This window comes from Evtepia sp. (assembly GCF_056797215.1).
The window spans coordinates 1-17,975 of sequence record NZ_JBQILM010000018.1; the positions used below are offsets into that span (position 1 = coordinate 1).

11 protein-coding genes are annotated in these 17,975 nt (G+C 63.8%); 10 read left to right on the top strand and 1 reads right to left on the bottom strand.

Going from position 1 to position 17,975, the window contains the following annotated elements; translation table 11 throughout:
- From ACTOZL_RS05395 to ACTOZL_RS05435, 9 genes are all read left to right on the top strand, one after another.
- A partial coding sequence (locus ACTOZL_RS05395) for an apurinic/apyrimidinic endonuclease family protein (RefSeq protein ID WP_482477130.1) occupies positions 1-960 on the top strand: 960 nt, incomplete at its 5' end.
- 193 nt (positions 961-1,153) lie between these two features.
- Positions 1,154-2,590, top strand: a complete 1,437-nt coding sequence (locus tag ACTOZL_RS05400; protein ID WP_482477131.1) for a glycine--tRNA ligase — start codon at positions 1,154-1,156, stop codon at positions 2,588-2,590.
- 33 nt (positions 2,591-2,623) lie between these two features.
- On the top strand, positions 2,624-4,528 hold the full coding sequence (locus ACTOZL_RS05405) for an LTA synthase family protein (RefSeq protein ID WP_482477132.1): 1,905 nt from the start codon (positions 2,624-2,626) through the stop codon (positions 4,526-4,528).
- A gap of 148 nt (positions 4,529-4,676) precedes the next feature.
- A complete protein-coding gene (recJ, locus tag ACTOZL_RS05410; RefSeq protein WP_482477133.1) occupies positions 4,677-6,803 on the top strand; it encodes a single-stranded-DNA-specific exonuclease RecJ in 2,127 nt (708 codons plus the stop codon).
- A gap of 126 nt (positions 6,804-6,929) precedes the next feature.
- Positions 6,930-9,134, top strand: coding sequence for a RelA/SpoT family protein (locus tag ACTOZL_RS05415; RefSeq protein WP_482477171.1), 2,205 nt, complete (start codon positions 6,930-6,932; stop codon positions 9,132-9,134).
- 144 nt (positions 9,135-9,278) lie between these two features.
- Positions 9,279-10,484 (top strand): carboxylate--amine ligase, encoded by a 1,206-nt coding sequence (locus ACTOZL_RS05420; protein WP_482477134.1) that lies wholly within the window; start codon positions 9,279-9,281, stop codon positions 10,482-10,484.
- Between the two features lie 10 nt (positions 10,485-10,494).
- On the top strand, positions 10,495-11,202 hold the full coding sequence (cuyB, locus tag ACTOZL_RS05425) for a cysteate racemase (protein WP_482477135.1): 708 nt from the start codon (positions 10,495-10,497) through the stop codon (positions 11,200-11,202).
- Between the two features lie 18 nt (positions 11,203-11,220).
- Complete coding sequence (argB, locus tag ACTOZL_RS05430; RefSeq protein ID WP_482477173.1) at positions 11,221-13,605, top strand: acetylglutamate kinase; 2,385 nt, start codon at positions 11,221-11,223, stop codon at positions 13,603-13,605.
- A gap of 2 nt (positions 13,606-13,607) precedes the next feature.
- Positions 13,608-14,855, top strand: a complete 1,248-nt coding sequence (locus tag ACTOZL_RS05435) for a M16 family metallopeptidase (protein WP_482477136.1) — start codon at positions 13,608-13,610, stop codon at positions 14,853-14,855.
- Between the two features lie 104 nt (positions 14,856-14,959).
- Here ACTOZL_RS05435 and ACTOZL_RS05440 read toward each other — a convergent pair whose 3' ends face one another.
- Positions 14,960-15,103 (bottom strand): hypothetical protein, encoded by a 144-nt coding sequence (locus ACTOZL_RS05440; protein ID WP_482477137.1) that lies wholly within the window; start codon positions 15,101-15,103, stop codon positions 14,960-14,962.
- 180 nt (positions 15,104-15,283) lie between these two features.
- Here ACTOZL_RS05440 and ACTOZL_RS05445 point away from each other — a divergent pair, with 180 nt between their 5' ends.
- Complete coding sequence (locus ACTOZL_RS05445; RefSeq protein ID WP_482477138.1) at positions 15,284-17,938, top strand: cation-translocating P-type ATPase; 2,655 nt, start codon at positions 15,284-15,286, stop codon at positions 17,936-17,938.
- Positions 17,939-17,975 lie beyond the last annotated feature (37 nt).

Sequence of the window (17,975 nt, forward strand, 5' to 3'; positions counted from 1 at the left end):
ATGCGGGGCAACCAGTATACCGCGGCGGCCATCGGGCTGTATGACGAGCCGAAACACTCCATTGACGTGCTCTTTATGGGCTCCTCCCACATGCTCAACGCCGTGTCCCCCTTGGAGCTGTGGGAGGAGTACGGCTTGGTGTCCAACAACTTTGCCCAGAACAGCCAGGTGCTGCCCATGACCTACTATGCGGTGAAGGAGGCCCTGCGGTTCCAGACCCCCAAGGTGATTGTGCTGGACATCTACAAAATCGTCCAGGACTGCCTGTATGAGACAGAGGCCGCCCTCCACTACAACCTGGACTGTATGCGCTTCGGCCTGCCCAAGTACCAGGCCATTTTCGACCTGGTGGAGCGGGAGCGGCAGCCGGAATACCTCATCGACCTGATAACCTACCACACCCGCTGGAAGGAGCTCTTCCAGGAGGAGGTCCAGGAGCCGGTGGTGCGCCACAAGGGCACGGAGCTGTTGTTCTCCACCTACCAGCCCTATGCGGGTTGGACGGTGGTGCCGGAGCAGGAGACCATCCAGCCGCCAGAGGTGGCGGTGGAGTATTTGAAACGGATTGTGGACCTGTGCCGGGAGGAGGGGGTGGAGCTCCTTCTCACCGCCGTGCCCTTCACCACCCCGGAGGAGGACGAGTTGGGCCGCCAGCAGATGGTCAACGCCGTGGGGGGCTACGCCCAGGACTGGGGGGTGCCCTTTGTGAACATGATGTACCAGGACCTGGGCCTGGACTATAGCCAGGACATGGCCAACATGTACCATGTGAACTACTGGGGGATGCAGAAGGTCAGCCACTGGCTGGGGGCCTATCTGCTGGACCACTACGACCTCCCCGACCGCCGGGGGGAGGCGGCCTACCAGGGCTGGAACCAGGACTTGGCGGAATACCGGAGCTGGCTGGCGGGGATGGTGCCGGAGCAGCAGCCCGGCAGTATGCTTGATGGCGTTGGATAAAGACAGCCCCTGACCCAGTTTGGGTCAGGGGCGTTTTTCAGGATGGGCCCTTGACAGCGGGTGAAATTTATATATAATAAATCTATTATGGCTCTATGAAGCCAAGGGCAAGGCACCCGTCCCCGGCGGCCCAATATATAGTTTACCATCGTGTACAACCGGCCCAGCGCCGGAGAGAGAGGAGATCATATACATGCTAGCCAACAGCGAAAAGACCATGGAGAAGATCGTTGCCCTGTGCAAGGGCCGGGGCTTTGTGTTCCCCGGCAGCGAGATCTACGGCGGCCTGGCCAACACCTGGGACTACGGCCCCCTGGGTGTGGAGCTGAAAAACAACGTGAAAAAGGCCTGGTGGAAGAAGTTCGTCCAGGAGAACCCCTACAACGTGGGGCTGGACGCCGCCATCCTGATGAACCCCCAGGTTTGGGTGGCCTCCGGCCACGTGGGGGGCTTTTCTGACCCCCTGATGGACTGCAAGGAGTGCAAGGAGCGCTTCCGGGCGGACAAGGTCATTGAGGAGTGGTGCCAGGACAACAGCTTTGACCTGGGCAAGTCCGTGGACGCCCTCTCCCAGAGCGAGATGAAGGACTTCATTGACCAGCACAACATCTGCTGCCCCTCCTGCGGCAAGCACAACTGGACGGATATCCGCCAGTTTAACCTGATGTTCAAGACCTTCCAGGGGGTCACCGAGGACGCCAAGAACACCGTGTACCTGCGTCCGGAGACCGCCCAGGGTATTTTTGTCAACTTCCAGAACGTCCAGCGCACCACCCGGAAGAAGCTGCCCTTTGGCGTGTGCCAGATCGGCAAGAGCTTCCGCAACGAGATCACCCCCGGCAACTTCACCTTCCGCACCCGGGAGTTTGAGCAAATGGAGCTGGAATTCTTCTGCAAGCCCGGCACGGAGCTGGAATGGTTCAACTATTGGAAGGACTTTTGCAAAAAGTGGCTGGACGAGCTGGGGATGCAGGAGAAGAACCTGCGCCTGCGGGACCACGAGGCCGCCGAGCTCTCCCACTACTCCAACGCCACCACCGACTTTGAATACGCCTTCCCCTTCACCGATTGGGGGGAGCTGTGGGGCGTGGCCAGCCGCACCAGCTACGACCTCACCGCCCATCAAACCACCTCCGGCAAGGACCAGACCTATTTCGACCAGGAGAGCGGGGAGCACTACATCCCCTTCGTCATCGAGCCCTCCCTGGGGGCGGACCGGGTGACCCTGGCCTTCCTCATCGACGCCTACGACGAGGAAGTGGTGGGGCAGGACAAGAACGGCAAGGACGACATCCGCACCGTGCTCCACCTGCACCCCGCCCTGGCCCCCTTCAAGTGCGCCGTGCTGCCCCTGAGCAAGAAGCTGGGGGAGAAGGCCCAGGCGCTTCAGGCAGAGCTTTCCAAGGAGTTCATGGTGGACTATGACGACGCCGGCTCCATCGGCAAGCGCTACCGCCGCCAGGACGAGATCGGCACCCCCTTCTGCGTCACCGTGGACTTCCAGACCGTGGGCAGCGACACCGAGGAGGCCGACCACTGCGTCACCGTCCGGGACCGGGACACCATGGATCAGGTGCGTATCCCCATCGCGGAATTGAAGGACTACCTGCGCCAGAAAATGGCGTACTAAGCCTGGGATTTGATGTTAGAGAAGGAACGAGTTATGTCTCATAAAACCCCAAAACCAGAGGGAAAGGAACAGGGGCTCTCCTTTGGCCGCTGTTTCGCCAAAGCCAAGCTCTACAGCCGGTCCGTCCCCGGACCCCTGCCCTACCTATATATTATCCCCTTCTTCCTGGCCTACCTGGTCCTGGACTTCGCCGTCCGGGGGGCCTACCGGGACGCGGGGATGGTGGGGCTGGGCTATCTGCCCGCCAGCCTCTTCACCCTGGGCTGGGCGCTGATCTTCTCCGGCCTGGTGTTTGCCCTGCCCACGGTGCCCAAGTGGTTCGTGCGCTGTGTGCCTCTGGTGACCTTTGTGAGCATTTGCGTCACCCACAGCGGCTTTATGAATATGTTTGGCCGCTTCTTCTCCTTCTCTGTGCTGAAATACGCCGGGACTGCCGAGTTTTTTGACGCCTCCTATATCCACCTGGATTGGCGGGTGGTCCTGGGGGCCGCGGTGACGGTGCTGCTGATGATGACCTCCGGCCGCCTCCTCCAAGTGGTGCCCCCCAAGCTGCGCCGGGAGACGGTACTGGGCGGCGTGGCGGCATTCCTGCTGGGGGTGGGGCTGGTGGGCTACACCAGCCACCACTACTACCCCACGGTAGACGAGGTGATCTGGCGCACGGAGGAGGAGACCCTCCCCGCCCTGACCTACCAGAACTTCACCGACACCACCAACTGCGTCCTGCTCAGCGGGGTGTATCAATACTCCGTGCGGGACTTCTGGCTGCTGTTCTTCCCCGGGGGGAGGGTGAGCCCGGCGGAGCGGCAGCAGATTGACCAGTACATCAGCGCCTATGAGAAGACGGAGCAGGACAACGACTTCACCGGCCGCTTTGCCGGGAAAAACCTCATCCTGGTGCAGTTGGAGGCCTTGGATACCTGGATGCTGGACCCGGACTACATGCCCAACCTCTCCCGGGTGAAGGAGCAGTCCATCCGCTTCAACAAACACTACACCCCCTCCTACATCGCCGCCGGGACCTTTAACACCGAGTTCCAGGTCCACACCTCCCTGCTCCCCGCCACCGGGGGCATCCCCACCTATGTCTACGAGCGCAACAGCTTCCCCTACGCCCTGCCCAAGCTCTTCGGCGGTGCCGGGTACACCGCCCGCTCCTTCCACAACAGCGGCGGGGACATCTACAGCCGGGGGGCCATCCATCCCAACCTGGGGTATGAGAGCTACACCAGCGGCGCGGACATGGGCATGGAGGAGACGTCTATGGACCGCTACCTCATCAACGGCTTTGAGGAGATGGTGAAGGAGGAGCCCTTCTTCTCCACCGTAATCACCTTCTCCCCCCACGGCAACTACGGCCCCGACACCCCCGTGTACCTGGCCCATCCGGAGGCCCAGAGGATTGCCAAGAACCAGGAGGGCTTCTTCCCCAACGCCGTGGCGGGGGCCATGGAGACAGACCTCTTTGTGGGGGCGCTCATGGAAAAGCTGGAAGAGAGCGGCCATTTGGAGGACACCGTGGTGGTGTTCTACACCGACCACTATAACTACTACCTCCAAAACGATGCCCTCATCATGGAGATGAAGGGCGTGGACAACATGAACCTCATCCGCCACACAGAGTTTTTCATCTACGCCCAGGGCCAGGAGCCTATGGACGTGGAGAAGGTGACCGGCAGCGTGGATATCCTGCCCACCCTGGCCAACCTCTTCGGCCTGGACACCCAGGGGGCCTTCCTGGTGGGCCACGACGCCTTGGGGGACCAGGGAGGCTATGTGTTCTTCGAGGACGGCAGCTGGTACGATGGGGAGACCTATTGGGACAGCAGCAGCGACGACGATGGCAACGCCCACCGCCGGGCAGAGATCGCCTGGCTCATCAACCTGAACAACGCCCTGCTCCGGGGGGACTACTACGCCGCCCGGACCGGGGGATGAGGGCCCCTGGCCCCCAGGAAGAAAAAACCAGAAAAAAACCGCCGCTATCTCTTGTGATAGGGGCGGTTTTGTGATAAGATTTATCACTGTATAAGCTCTTGCAGGGATATATACAGATAAGATCAACACAAACAGAGGAAGGCAAGTCATGAAGTATCAGCGCTGGAACCTTACAGGCAGGCCGGAAGGCAGCTATGAGAAGCTGCGCCGCGAGGGTGTCCCCGCCCTGGTGGCGGCGGCATTGTGCGCCCGGGGGGTCACCTCCGCCCAGGAGGCCCGGGCGCTGCTGTCCTGCGCCGAGAGCCAGCTCCAGGACCCCTTTCTGATGAAGGATATGGACTTGGCCGTGGCCCGCATCTCCCGGGCCCTGCGCAATGGGGAGCGTATCGCTGTGTATGGCGACTACGACGTGGACGGCATCACCGCCACCACCCTGCTCACCCACTACCTGCGCAGCCAGGGGGGGGACGTGATCTATTACATCCCCAACCGCCTGGAAGAGGGCTATGGGGTGAACCAGGGGGCGGTGGAGAAATTGGCCCAGGAGGGGGTCCGGCTGGTGATTACCGTGGACTGCGGCATCACCGCCGTGGAGGAAACCGCCTACGCCGCCCAGCTGGGCATGGACCTGATCGTCACCGACCACCATGAGTGCAAGGAAGTCCTGCCCCCCGCCGTGGCGGTGGTGGACCCCCACCGGAAGGACTGCCCCTACCCCTTCAAGAACCTGGCGGGGGTGGGGGTGGCCCTGAAGCTGGTGATGGCCCTGGGGGGCGCCAGCCGGGCCCACAATCTGTTTATGGAATACGCCGACCTGGCCGCCGTGGGCACCGTGGCTGACGTGATGGAGCTGGTGGGGGAAAACCGCACCATTGTGCGGGTGGGCCTGCGGCACCTGAAAAAGACCCGCCGCCGGGGCCTGCGGGCCCTGATGCAGGAGGCGGGGACCCTGAACCGCCCCCTAAACGCCACGGCCATCGGCTTCTGCCTCTCCCCCCGGATCAACGCCGCCGGGCGCATGGGCCGTGCCACCACGGCGGCGGAGCTGGTGCTCACCGAGGACAGCGCCCAGGCCATGGCCCTGGCGGTGGAGCTGTGTGAGCTCAACCGCCACCGCCAGGCGGTGGAGCAGGAGATTTTTACCCAGTGCCTGGAACAGTTGGACGAGGGCAAGACCTACGACTGCCTGGTGTTGGCGGACCACCGCTGGCACCAGGGGGTGGTGGGCATTGTGGCCTCCCGGCTCAGTGAGCGCTTCGCCTGCCCGGTGCTGATGATCTGCCTCCAGGAGGACGGCAAGGGGAAGGGCTCCTGCCGCTCCTATGGGGGGGTGAACCTCTTCTGTGCCTTGGAGCAGTGCGCGGACCTGTTGGAGGGCTACGGCGGCCACGCCCTGGCCGCGGGCTTCACCATCAAGGAGGAGAACGTGGCGGCCTTCCGGGCGCGGATGACAGAGCTGGTCCGGGCGGATACCGGGGGGGAGAAGATGGTCCCCACCCTCCAAATCGACGGGGAGCTGGAAAGCGCCGGGGTGCTCACCCTGGAAGCCGTGGAACAGCTGGACCTGTTGGAGCCCTGCGGGGCCGGGAACCCCCGGCCGGTGTTTGCCCTGATGGGGGTAACCGTCACCTGCCTGTCTGACGTGGGGGGCGGCCGGCACTTGAAGATGCGGGCCACCCGGGACGGCAAGACCATGGACATGATCTTTTTCTCCGTCACCCGGGAGCAGTCGGGGCTGATGGTGGGGGACCGGGCCGACGTGGCCTTTTACCCCCAGATCAACGAGTATCGCGGCTCCCGGTCGGTGCAGCTCCACCTGGTGGACCTGCGCCCCACGGTGACGGCGGCCCAGGAACAGGAGGGGCAGCTCTACGAGCGCTTTTGCCGGGGGGAGGGCCTCGCCCCCGCCCAGGCCCGGCGGATGATCCCCCAGCGGGAGGAGTTCGCCGGGGTGTGGCGCTTCCTCTACCACCGCAACGGGGAGGTCACCGCCACCCCCACCCGGCTGGCCCAGCAGGTGGCCCAGGAGGCCGACCTGCCAGAGTCCGCCCTGCGCACCCGGATTTGCCTGGACGTGATGGAGGAATTGGGCCTTTTGAAGCAGGAGGGGCGGACAGACGGCAGCCTTCACATCCGCCTGCGCCAACGCCGGGGGAAGGGGAAGGTGGACCTGTTCCAGGCCCCCATCATCCGCAAGCTCCAAGGCATCGCCTGGGGGGAGACCCCGGAGCGGGAGCGGGGGGCCCTGCCCCAGGAGAGCCGGGTCTTTTCCTAAAGCCGGTTTCCCGGCACAATGAGAACCAACCTATCCCGGCAGGCCGCCGGGGCACAATACAAACAGAGAGGGGCCTTGACTGTGCGTGAGCCTTTGGAACTGCGGTTTGAAGAACTGGAAGAGAAGATGAAATCCACCACCCCGGAGGACCGGGCCCGTGTCCGGGCCGCCTACGAATACGCCCGGAGCCACCACGAGGGGCAGCTGCGCAAGGATGGCTCCCCCTATATCACCCACCCCATGGAGGTGGCCCATCTGGTGGCGGAGCTGGGGCTGGACGCGGACTCTATCATGGCCGCCCTGCTCCACGACACCATTGAGGACACCGACGCCACCCACGAGGACGTGGCCCGGCTGTTCTCCCCCACGGTGGCAGACCTGGTGGAGGGGGTCACCAAGCTGACCCGGGTGAAGTATACCTCCACGGAAGAGAAGCAGATGGAAAACCTGCGGAAAATGCTCATGGCCATGCCCAAGGACGTGCGGGTGGTGCTCATCAAAATCTGCGACCGAGTCCACAATACCCGCACCTTGGAGTTCCAGTCTGAGCGCAAGCAGCGGGAGAAATCCTTGGAGACCTTGGAGATCTATGCCCCCATCGCCCACCGGCTGGGGATGCAGCGGATGAAGTGGGAGATGGAGGACCTCTCCCTAAAATACCTGGACCCCATCGCCTACCAGGAGATCGACCAGGAGCTGCAAAGCCAGGCGGAGACCAACGCCGCCTTTATGGAGCGCATCCAGGCCTCCATCCAGACCCGGCTGGCAAAGGAGGGCATCCACTGCACCGTCTATGGCCGGGTGAAGCACGTCTATTCCATCTACCGGAAAACCTATGCCCAGAACAAGAAGCTCAGCGAGATTTTCGACCTCTACGCCTTCCGGGTGATTGTGGACGATATCGCCTCCTGCTACAGCGTTTTGGGCTGTATCCACGACATGTATAAGGTGGTGCCAGGGCGGTTCAAGGACTATATCGGCACCCCCAAGCCCAACGGCTACCAGTCCCTCCACACCACCGTCATTGGCAGCGAGGGCATCCCCTTTGAGGTGCAGATCCGCACCTGGGAGATGCACCACATGGCGGAGTATGGCGTGGCCGCCCACTGGAAGTATAAACAGGGCCTCAAGGGCAAGGAGCTGGGCACCGAGGAGACCTTTGCCTGGATCCGCCGCCTCATCGAGACCCAGCAGGACACCGGCGCCGAGGAGTATATCCGCAACCTGAAGGTGGACCTCTTCGCCGACGAGGTGTTCGTCTTTACCCCCAACGCAGATGTCATCAACCTCCCCGCCGGGGCCACCCCCATCGACTTCGCCTATGCCATCCACTCCGCCGTGGGCAACTCCATGACCGGGGCCAAGGTCAACGGGCGCATCGTGGGCTTTGACTACCAGCTCAAGTCCGGGGAGATCGTGGAGGTCATCACCTCCAAAAACGCCAAGGGCCCCAGCCGGGACTGGATGAACCTGGCCAAGAGCACCCAGGCCCGCTCCAAAATCCGCCAGTGGTTCAAGCGGGAGAAGCGGGAGGAAAACGTGGCCGCCGGGCGGTCTATGTTCGAGAATGAACTCAAGCACCTGGGCTTCTCCATCGCCGCCATCACCTCCGACCACATGCTCCCCCACATCCTGGAAAAGGTGCGCTTCAACAGCCTGGAAGAGATGTACGCCGCCATCGGCTATGGCGGGGCCTCCGCCCAGAAGTGCGCCAACCGTACCCGGGAGGAATTGGTCCACCAGGACCGCCAGCAGGCGGAACGCCTGGCCGCCGAGCGGGCCGCCCAGCAGGAGGAGCAGCAGAAGAAATTTGCCGAGCTGGCGGTGAGCAACGCCGCCGGGGTGGCCAGGAGCGGCGGCGGGCATAAGCACGCCGTCTCCGGGGTGGTGGTGTCGGACATGACCGAGTGCATGGTGAAGTTCGCCAAGTGCTGCACCCCGGTGCCCGGGGACGACATTGTGGGCTTCATCACCCGGGGCTATGGGGTCTCCGTCCACCGCCGGGACTGCCCCAACGCCCAGCTGGGCATGAACCGGGCGGCGGAAAAGGACCGCTGGGTCAGCGTAGGCTGGGACGCCGAGAGCCAGAACACCTACAAGACCGCCGTGGAGCTCATCGCCAAGGACCGGCCTGGCCTGGCCATGGATGCCGCCGCCGTGCTGGCGTCAGGGAAGATCAACGCCCTGAACTTCTCCGCCGCCTCCCTGCCCGACGGTTATGCCAAAATCCGGGTGGTGGTGGAGGTGCGCACCCAGAGCGAGATTACCACCATCATGAACAAGCTCAACCAGATCAACGGCGTGTATCAGGTGGGCAGGGTCCGCGGATAAACATGCCCCGTCTCCCCCATTTTCTGTCTTGGAAAATGGGGGAAATGCAAATTTGGAGCGAAGATCGAAAACTTTCTGTTGCGCCCAGGGTGGAACTGGCGCATAATGGTATGAAAATATAGAAACACTGAGGAGGGCTCATTCATGGCCAGCTTCCAGCCCCTGCTGTTCGGCGGGGATATCAATGTATACAGCGTGGCCCGCGCCTTTCACGAGGCCTATGGGGTGAAGTCCATTGCCTATGGCTACTACCCCTCCGGCCCCGCCTACGGCTCGGACATCATCGACTACCGCCCCTGCCCCACCAATGAGGACGCGGAGAGCTTTCGCCAAAACGTGGCCACGGTGGTGGGGGAGCATCCCGGCAAGACCATTTTGGTCATCGGCTGCGGCGACAGCTATGTGAAGCTGGCGGCGGAGAACAAGGACAGCCTGCCGGAACCCTGCATCGTGGCCACGGTGAGCGGGGAGGAGATCAACCGCCTCACCGACAAGGCCCAGTTTTACCGCCTCTGCGACCAGTACGGCATCGACCACCCGGGCACCTTCGTCTACCACCGGGACATGGGCCACGACTTCACCCTGCCCTTCCAGCCCCCCTTCATCTGTAAGCCCTCCAACGGGGTGGCCTACTGGGCACACCCCTTCCCGGGCAACGAGAAGGTGTTCACCTGCCCCGACCGGGAGAGCCTGGAACAGGTGCTGGACAAGGTCTACGCCGCCGGGTATCCCGACACCATGATTATCCAGGACTTCGTCCCCGGGGACGACAGCTTTATGCGGGTGCTCACCTGCTACTCCGACCGCAACGGGAAGGTAAAGCTCATGTGCCTGGGCCACGTGCTCCTGGAGGAGCACACCCCCCACGGCATCGGCAACCACGCGGTGATCCTCACCGAGGAGAACGAAGCGCTGTGCATGAAGTTCAAGGGCTTTTTGGAGGACATCCACTACACCGGCTTCTCCAACTTCGACATCAAGTACGACCAGCGGGACGGGAAGTTCAAGGCCTTTGAAATCAACTGCCGCCAGGGGCGCAGCAACTACTATGTCACCGGGGCGGGGTATAACATCGCCAAGCTCCTGGTGGAGGACCGGGTGGAGGGGAAGGAATTGCCCTTCACCCTGGCCAAGAACCCCAGCCTGTGGCGGGTGGTACCCCGGAAGGTGGCCTTCCGCTACATCGTCTCGGAATACCACGGGGAGATGAAACAGCGCATGGCGGAAGGGCGGGAGAGTACCCCCCTGTTCTACCACGCCGACAAGGCCCTCCCCCGCCGCCTGCGGATGACCAAAAACCTGCTGGGGCATTTTGTAAAATACAAGCAGTATTATCAGCCGAAGTGTTGAGGGCACAGCTATGACACAGAGCAACCACATCCTAGGCATCCTGGGCGGTATGGGCCCCCAGGCCAGCAATACCTTTTACCAGCGCATCATTGCCCGCACCGATGCCCAGCGGGACCAGGACCACCTGCGCCTGCTGCTGTGGAGCGACGCCGCCATCCCCGACCGCACCGCCGGGATTCTCAGCGGACAGGAGGGGCCGGTGTATGACGCCCTGCTCCGGGGCATCCAGCTCTTGACGGCGGCGGGCTGCACGCTGATTGCCATCCCCTGCAATACCTCCCACTACTTCGTCCCCCGGCTCCAAAAGGAGACCCCGGTGCCCATCCTCCACATGATCCAGGAGACGGCGGCGGCGGTGAAGGAAACCGGGGCAGAGCGGGTGGGGGTTTTGGCCACCGACGGCACCATCCAGACCGGGCTGTATCAAACGGCCTTGGAGGCGGTGGGCTGCACAGCCGTCACACCGCCCCCAGGGCTGCAAAACACCGTGATGTCCCTGATCTATGACGATATCAAACGCGGGAGGCCGGGGGACGGGGCGAAATTCGCCGCCCTGGACCGCTTTTTGCACCACGCGGGCTGCGGCTGCGCCATCCTGGGCTGTACGGAGCTGTCCGTCTACCGGGAGCAGGCCAAGCTGCCCCCCTATTACATCGACGCCATGGAGGTTTTGGCCCAGCAGGCCATCCTGCGCTGTGGGAAAGCGCTGGCCCCCTGACGAGGAAAGGATTTGACCATGAAGCTAACCCTCTATCCCCTGGGTGAGTACATCCAGCTATTACAGAAAAAGAACCTGCTGCGCGCCGCCGCCAGCGCCCCCCTGACACGGGAGGTGGCCCTGGTGAGCTGCGACTCACGAGAGGTGGTCCCCGGCACCCTGTTCATCTGCAAGGGCGCCCACTTTAAGGTGGACTACCTCCGCGCCGCCCAGGAGAAGGGGGCCTTTGCCTACCTGGCAGAGGAGCCCTACCCAGAGGTGGAGCTGCCCTGCATCCAGGTGGGGGATGTGCGGCTGTCCATGGCCCTGCTGGCGGATTTTTATTACAACCACCCCTCGGGGAAGCTGGGGGTGGTGGGCATCACCGGCACCAAGGGGAAGTCCTCCACCACCTACTACCTGAAATATATCTTCGACGAGTATCTCGCCGCCCAAAAGGCCCCCGCCAGCGGCATCATCTCCTCCATCGACACCTACGACGGGGTGGAGCGCTTTGAGTCCCACCTCACCACCCCGGAGCCCTTGGACCTGGAACGCCACTTCGCCAACGCCGTGGGGGAAGAGCTGCGGTATCTGACCATGGAGGTGTCCAGCCAGGCCCTGAAATATGACCGGGTGCGGAATGTGGACTTCGCCGCGGCGGTGTTCCTGAACATCAGCCCCGACCACATCTCCCCCATTGAGCACCCGGACTTTGAGGACTACTTTGCCTCCAAGCTGCGGATTTTTGCCCAGTCCGCCGCCGCCTGCGTGAACCTGGACAGCGACCGGGCAGACCGGGTGCTGGAAGCCGCCAAGCGCAGCTGCCCCCGGATCATCACCTTTTCCGAAAAGGACCCCTCCGCCACCGTGTTCGGCACCCAGGTGCGCAAGCAGGGAGGGGATATCCTCTTCCGGGTGAAAACCCCCCGGTATAACCGGGAGTTCCGCTTGACCATGCCGGGGCTGTTCAACGTCCAGAACGCCTTGGCGGCCTTGGCGGTGTGCGAGGCCCTGTCCATCCCGGAGCAGTACGCCTTTGCCGGGCTGATGAAGGCCCGGGTCCCCGGCCGGATGGAGGTCTATGCCAACGCCGACGACAAGGTGTGCGTGCTGGTGGACTATGCCCACAACAAGCTCTCCTTTGAAACCCTGTTCCAGTCCGTCCAGGCGGAGTACCCCGGGCGGCGGATTGTCACCGTGTTCGGCTGCCCCGGCAAGAAGGCCTTTGACCGCCGCCGGGACCTGGGGGAGATTTCCGGCAAATACTCTGACCTGGTGATCCTCACCGAGGAGGACGCCGGGGAGGAGCCGGTGGAGGATATCTGCAAGGATATCGCCCAGTATGTGGAGGCCCAGCACCACGCGGAATACAGCATCGTCCCCGATCGGGGGGAGGCCATCCGCCAGGCCGTGATGGGCAGCCGGGAGGAAACCGTGATCCTCCTCACCGGCAAGGGGGCGGAGACCCGGCAGAAACGGGGCACAGAGTATATCGACTGCCCTTCCGATGTAGACTACGCCAAGGAGGCCCTCCACGAGTACGACGTCCAGCACGGTATGGACGGCATGAGTAAGGTCCGCTCCCTGCTGGACGTGCTCCCCCGGCTGCGCCGCTGGGAGGGCCGTACCGTGGTCATCAAATACGGCGGCTCCGCCCTGGACGCCGAGAGCACCGACACCATTTTAGAGGATGTGGCCGCCCTGCAATCTGTGGGGGTCCGGGTGATCCTGGTCCACGGGGGCGGCAAGGAGATCTCCGCCCTGCTGGACAAGCTGGGGGTGGAGAGCCGCTTCCAGCAGGGCTACCGCTACACCGACCAGGCGGTGCTGGACACTGCGGAGCTGGCGCTGTCGGCCCGGGTGAACAAATCCGTGGTGGCGGCGTTGAGCCGGGTGGGCAGCCGGGCCTGCGGGGTGTCTGGCCGGGACGGGGGGCTGCTCAGTGCCCGGTCCAAGGACGACAGCCTGGGCCTGGTGGGCACCATCACCCAGGTGGACCCCCGCCTGCTGCTGACCCTGTTGGAGGGGGGCTTTTTGCCGGTGGTGTCCCCCATTGCCGGCAGCGCCACCGAGCCGGGGAAGGCTTTCAACTGCAACGCCGACGACGCCGCCCGGGCCGTTGCCGAGGCCTTGAAGGCGGACAAGCTCATCTTCCTCACCGACACCGACGGCATCCTCACCGACAGCCAGAACCCCTCCACCCGCATCGACAAGATCGACCCCAGCCGGGCCAAGGAGCTCATGGACAGCGGCCTCATCGCCGGGGGCATGCGGCCTAAGACCTTAAACTGCATCCACGCCGTGGAACACGGGGTGGGGGCGGTTACCATCCTCAACGGGCGGATGGAGCACGCCATTTTGTTGGACGCCATCTCCGAAAAAGCCCTGGGGACCACCATTGAAAAGAAGCGAAGGAGCTGACTATGGTAACGATTGAAACCCTGCCGGGGGGCGTGCGCCTGATTACCGAGGCCATCCCCACCGTCCGCTCTGCCTCCCTGGGTATCTGGGTGAAGGGCGGGTCCCGGGTGGAGACGGCCCAGGAATCTGGGGCGGCCCACTTCATTGAACACATGCTCTTCAAGGGCACCCAGCGCCGCTCCGCTGCGGACATCGCCCGGGAGACCGACGCCATCGGCGGACAGATCAACGCCTACACCACCAAGGAGTCCACCTGCTTCTATGCCCGGGTGCTGGACGACCACTTGGCCCAGGCCCTGGACATCCTCTACGATATGGTCTACCACTCCGCCTTCGCCCAGGAGGCGGTGGAGACCGAGCGGGGGGTCATTTTGGAGGAAATCGACATGTACGAGGACACCCCCGACGACCTGTGCGGGGAGAAGCTCTTCCAGGCGGTGTATGCCCCCAGCGCCCTGTCCCGGCCCATCCTGGGCCGGAAGGAGACCTTGGCCAACATGACCGGGGACTTTTTGCGGGACTTCCACCAGCGCAGCTATCGGGCGGAAAATACCGTGGTCTCCCTGGCGGGGAGCTTCCGCCAGGAGGACTTGGACCAGCTGCGCCAGCGCTTTTCCGTCCTTCCGCCAGGGGCGGCCAGGGAGGAGGAGACGGCCTTGTACCGCCCCGCCTTTGTGGCCACCAAAAAGCCCATTGAGCAAAACCACCTGCTCATGGCCTTCCCAGGGCTGGGCTACGGCTCCCCCAAGCGCTTTGCCCTGCAACTGCTCTCCACCATCCTGGGGGGCGGGGTGTCCTCCCGGCTGTTCCAGACCGTCCGGGAGCAGCAGGGGCTGTGCTACTCCATCTACTCCTACGGGGCCAGCCACCGGGAGACCGGCTGCTTTTGCATCTATACCGCCCTCAACGGCGACACCGAGGCCAAAGCCCTGGAAACCATCCGCCAGGTGGTGCGGGACTTCAAACAAAACGGCCCCACCCAGGAGGAGCTCTCCCGGGTCCGGGAGCAGACCAAGGCCAACGTGGTCATGGGCATGGAGTCCACCCAGTCCCGGATGAGCCACTCCGGCCGCTCCCTGCTGTTCAACGGGGAAATCCTCTCCGCCGAACAGCTCATCGCCGCCTACGACGCCGTGACCCGGGAGGATATCCTGGCCCTGGCAGAGGAAGTGTTTGACTGGGACCAGCTGTCCCTGTCCGCTGTGGGGCAGGTGCGGGAGGCGGAGAGCTACCGGGAACTGCTGCTTTGAGTGCGTGATATAAAACAAAAAGAGGATGCGGACCTGCCGGTCTGCATCCTCTTTTTCAATGATGTGTCATGTATGCTCTTGCACGTTTTTGTGTTCCCGTCCTGTTACTGCAAGCCAGCGATATAGGCATCAATCAGGGCTTTTAGCTCGTCAACGGTGTATGTTTTGTCGGGGTTGGCCTCCAAGATTTGCTTTAGGTCGAACATGGTGGCTTTCTGAATCATTAAAATCTCTTTCTCGGTCGGCATAGTTGTCCCCTCCTTTTTTAAGTTAACTATATCATAACAAGGCTTTGCTCCCCCGTCAAGAGGGAAGGGCGGGTTGTCCCCCTGCCCAGGAAAATTTTCCCACCATCCAGAAAGCGACAGAATGACGTGTGCCCATTCCGCTAGGATAGAGGGGACAACCCATAGGAAAAGAGGGAGCGTATGGAACGAGCCTTTCACACAAAATCCCTGCGCCAGGTGCTGGACGAGCTCCACAGCGACAGCGACCGGGGCCTCTCCCCGGCGGAGGCCAAAAAGCGCCTGGGACAGTTCGGGGAAAACCGTTTGGAGCAGGGGAAGCAGGCGGGGCTGTTTTTCCGGGTCTTAGCCCAGCTCAAGGACCCCATGATCCTAGTGCTGCTGGCGGCGGCGGGGCTGTCCTACTTCGCCGGGGGCGGGGAGGACTGGCTAGACGCCGCCATCATCCTGCTGATCGTGGCCTTTAACACCGTGATCTCCGTCTCCCAGGAGGACAACGCCCGGAAAGCCCTGGAAGCCCTGCAACAGCTCTCCGCCCCCAAGACTCTGGTGGTCCGGGGAGGACAGGAGCTGCGTTTGGACAGTGCCCAGCTGGTGCCCGGGGACGTGGTGCTTTTGGAGGCGGGGGATTTCGTCCCCGCCGACGGGCGGGTGCTGTGGGCGGCGGAGCTACAGGCAGATGAGTCCGCCATGACGGGGGAGTCCCTCCCGGTCCACAAGCAGGCCGGGGGCGCCCTGGCCCCGGAGACCCCCTTGGCGGAGCGGCGGAACATGGTCATCGGCGGCACCGTCATCACCGGAGGCCGGGGGCGGGTGGTGATTACCGCCACGGGGATGGCCTCGGAGATGGGCCGCATTGCCGGGCTGCTGCTGAACCAGGACCAGGGGGAGACCCCCTTGCAGCAGAAGATGGGGGAGGTATCCAAGGTACTGTCCCTGGTGTGCGTGGGGGTGTGCGCCGTGATGTTCGGCGTGGGGATGCTCCAACACCGGGACATGCTGGACATGTTCCTCACCGCCGTGGCCCTGGCGGTGGCGGCCATCCCAGAGGGCCTGCCTGCCATTGTCACCATCGTCCTGGCCATGGGGGTGGGGCGGATGGCCAAGCGGGGGGCCATCATCAAGCGCCTGCCCGCGGTGGAGACCTTGGGCTGTGCCTCGGTGATCTGTTCCGACAAGACCGGTACCCTCACCAAGAACCAAATGACCGTCCTGGAACTGCGCACCCCCGGCGGGGCGGACCGCAAAACCTTACTTACCCTAGGGGCCCTGTGCGGGGATGCCAAGGCCACCCCCGGCGGCGGCTTCACCGGGGACCCTACAGAGGCCGCCATTGCCGCCATCGCCGCCCAGGAGGGCTTCCTCCGGGGGGAGCTGGAAAAAAGCTATCCCCGGAAGGGGGAGGCTCCCTTCGATTCCAGCCGCAAGCGCATGGCCACCTGCCACACCACCCCCCAGGGGGGCTGCCTCATTGCCGTGAAGGGGGCCCCGGAGGCGGTGTTGGCCTGCTGCACCCACATCCTGGGGTCCAACGGCCCCCGGCCCCTCACTGGGTCGGAGCGGGAGCGCATCCGCCGGGAAAACCAGGCCCTGGCAGGGGCGGCCCTGCGGGTGCTGGCGGTGGCCCAGGGGGAGCGGGCCCAGCTCCCCGGCCGTTACACCGCCGGTGAACTGGAACGGGAGCTGTGCTTTGTGGGCCTGGTGGGGATGATGGACCCACCCCGGCCAGAGGTCCGGGAGGCGGTGTCCCGTTGTACGGCGGCGGGCATCCGTCCGGTGATGATTACCGGGGACCACAAGGACACCGCCGTAGCCATTGCCCGGGACTTGAACATTTTCCGCCCCGGGGACCGGGCCCTGGATGGACCCGCCCTGGACATGCTCCCCCAGGAGATGCTGGAGGAGGAGATTGAGGCGGTGTCGGTGTACGCCCGGGTGACCCCGGAGCACAAAATGCGCATCGTCCGGGCCTGGCAGAAGCGGGGCAGGGTGGTGGCTATGACCGGGGACGGGGTCAACGACGCCCCCGCCCTGAAAACCGCCGACATCGGCTGCGCCATGGGCAAGGGGGGCACCGACGTGGCCAAGGGCGCGGCGGACATGATCCTCACCGACGACAACTTTGCCACGGTGGTGGCCGCCGTAGAGCAGGGCCGGGGGATTTATGCCAACATCCGCAAGGCCATCCACTACCTGCTCTCCTGTAACATCGGGGAGATTTTGGCCATCTTCCTGGCCACCCTCCTGGCCTTCCCCCACGCCCCCCTGAGCCCGGTGCAGCTGCTGTGGCTGAACCTGGTGACGGATTCCCTCCCCGCCCTGGCCCTGGGGATGGAGGGGGTGGAGGAGGCCGTGATGAGCCAGGCCCCCCGGGGGAAGGAGGAGCCACTGTTCTCCAAGGGCTTTTCCTTCCGCCTGCTGTGGCAGGGCTGCCTGGTGGGGGGGCTGACCCTGCTGGCCTACTGGCTGGGGCTGGTGCTGGCGGAGTCCTACGCCGTGGCCAACACCATGGCCTTTGCCACCCTCACCTTCAGCCAGCTCTTCCACGCCTTTGACGTGCGCAGCGAGGAGGCGTCCCTGTTCCACATTGGCTTGTTCTCCAACCCCGCCATGAACAAGGCCTTCCTGGCTGGGGCGGCCCTTCAAGTGGCGGTGCTGCTGCTGCCGCCCTTGCAGGGGGCCTTCTCCGTGGTGGCCCTGGACGGCCAGGAATGGGCTGCCGTCCTGGGGCTGGCGGTGACACCCCTGGTGGTGTGTGAGCTGGAAAAAGCCCTCCGCCGGATGAGCCGCCGGGCTGGGAAGCCCGCCAGTGAGGCCCGGGTCCTGGCGGGGAAATAGGGGCTTCCAATTCGGTAAAACCATATCAGGACAGAAA

Excerpts from the sequence above, each read along its gene's own strand:
- ACTOZL_RS05400 (WP_482477131.1), top strand. The coding sequence starts at position 1,154 with ATGCTAGCCAACAGCGAAAAGACCATGGAGAAGATCGTTGCCCTGTGC.
- ACTOZL_RS05405 (WP_482477132.1), top strand. The coding sequence starts at position 2,624 with ATGTCTCATAAAACCCCAAAACCAGAGGGAAAGGAACAGGGGCTCTCC.
- recJ (WP_482477133.1), top strand. The coding sequence starts at position 4,677 with ATGAAGTATCAGCGCTGGAACCTTACAGGCAGGCCGGAAGGCAGCTAT.
- ACTOZL_RS05415 (WP_482477171.1), top strand. The coding sequence starts at position 6,930 with ATGAAATCCACCACCCCGGAGGACCGGGCCCGTGTCCGGGCCGCCTAC.
- ACTOZL_RS05420 (WP_482477134.1), top strand. The coding sequence starts at position 9,279 with ATGGCCAGCTTCCAGCCCCTGCTGTTCGGCGGGGATATCAATGTATAC.
- cuyB (WP_482477135.1), top strand. The coding sequence starts at position 10,495 with ATGACACAGAGCAACCACATCCTAGGCATCCTGGGCGGTATGGGCCCC.
- argB (WP_482477173.1), top strand. The coding sequence starts at position 11,221 with ATGAAGCTAACCCTCTATCCCCTGGGTGAGTACATCCAGCTATTACAG.
- ACTOZL_RS05435 (WP_482477136.1), top strand. The coding sequence starts at position 13,608 with ATGGTAACGATTGAAACCCTGCCGGGGGGCGTGCGCCTGATTACCGAG.
- ACTOZL_RS05440 (WP_482477137.1), bottom strand. The coding sequence starts at position 15,103 with ATGCCGACCGAGAAAGAGATTTTAATGATTCAGAAAGCCACCATGTTC.
- ACTOZL_RS05445 (WP_482477138.1), top strand. The coding sequence starts at position 15,284 with ATGGAACGAGCCTTTCACACAAAATCCCTGCGCCAGGTGCTGGACGAG.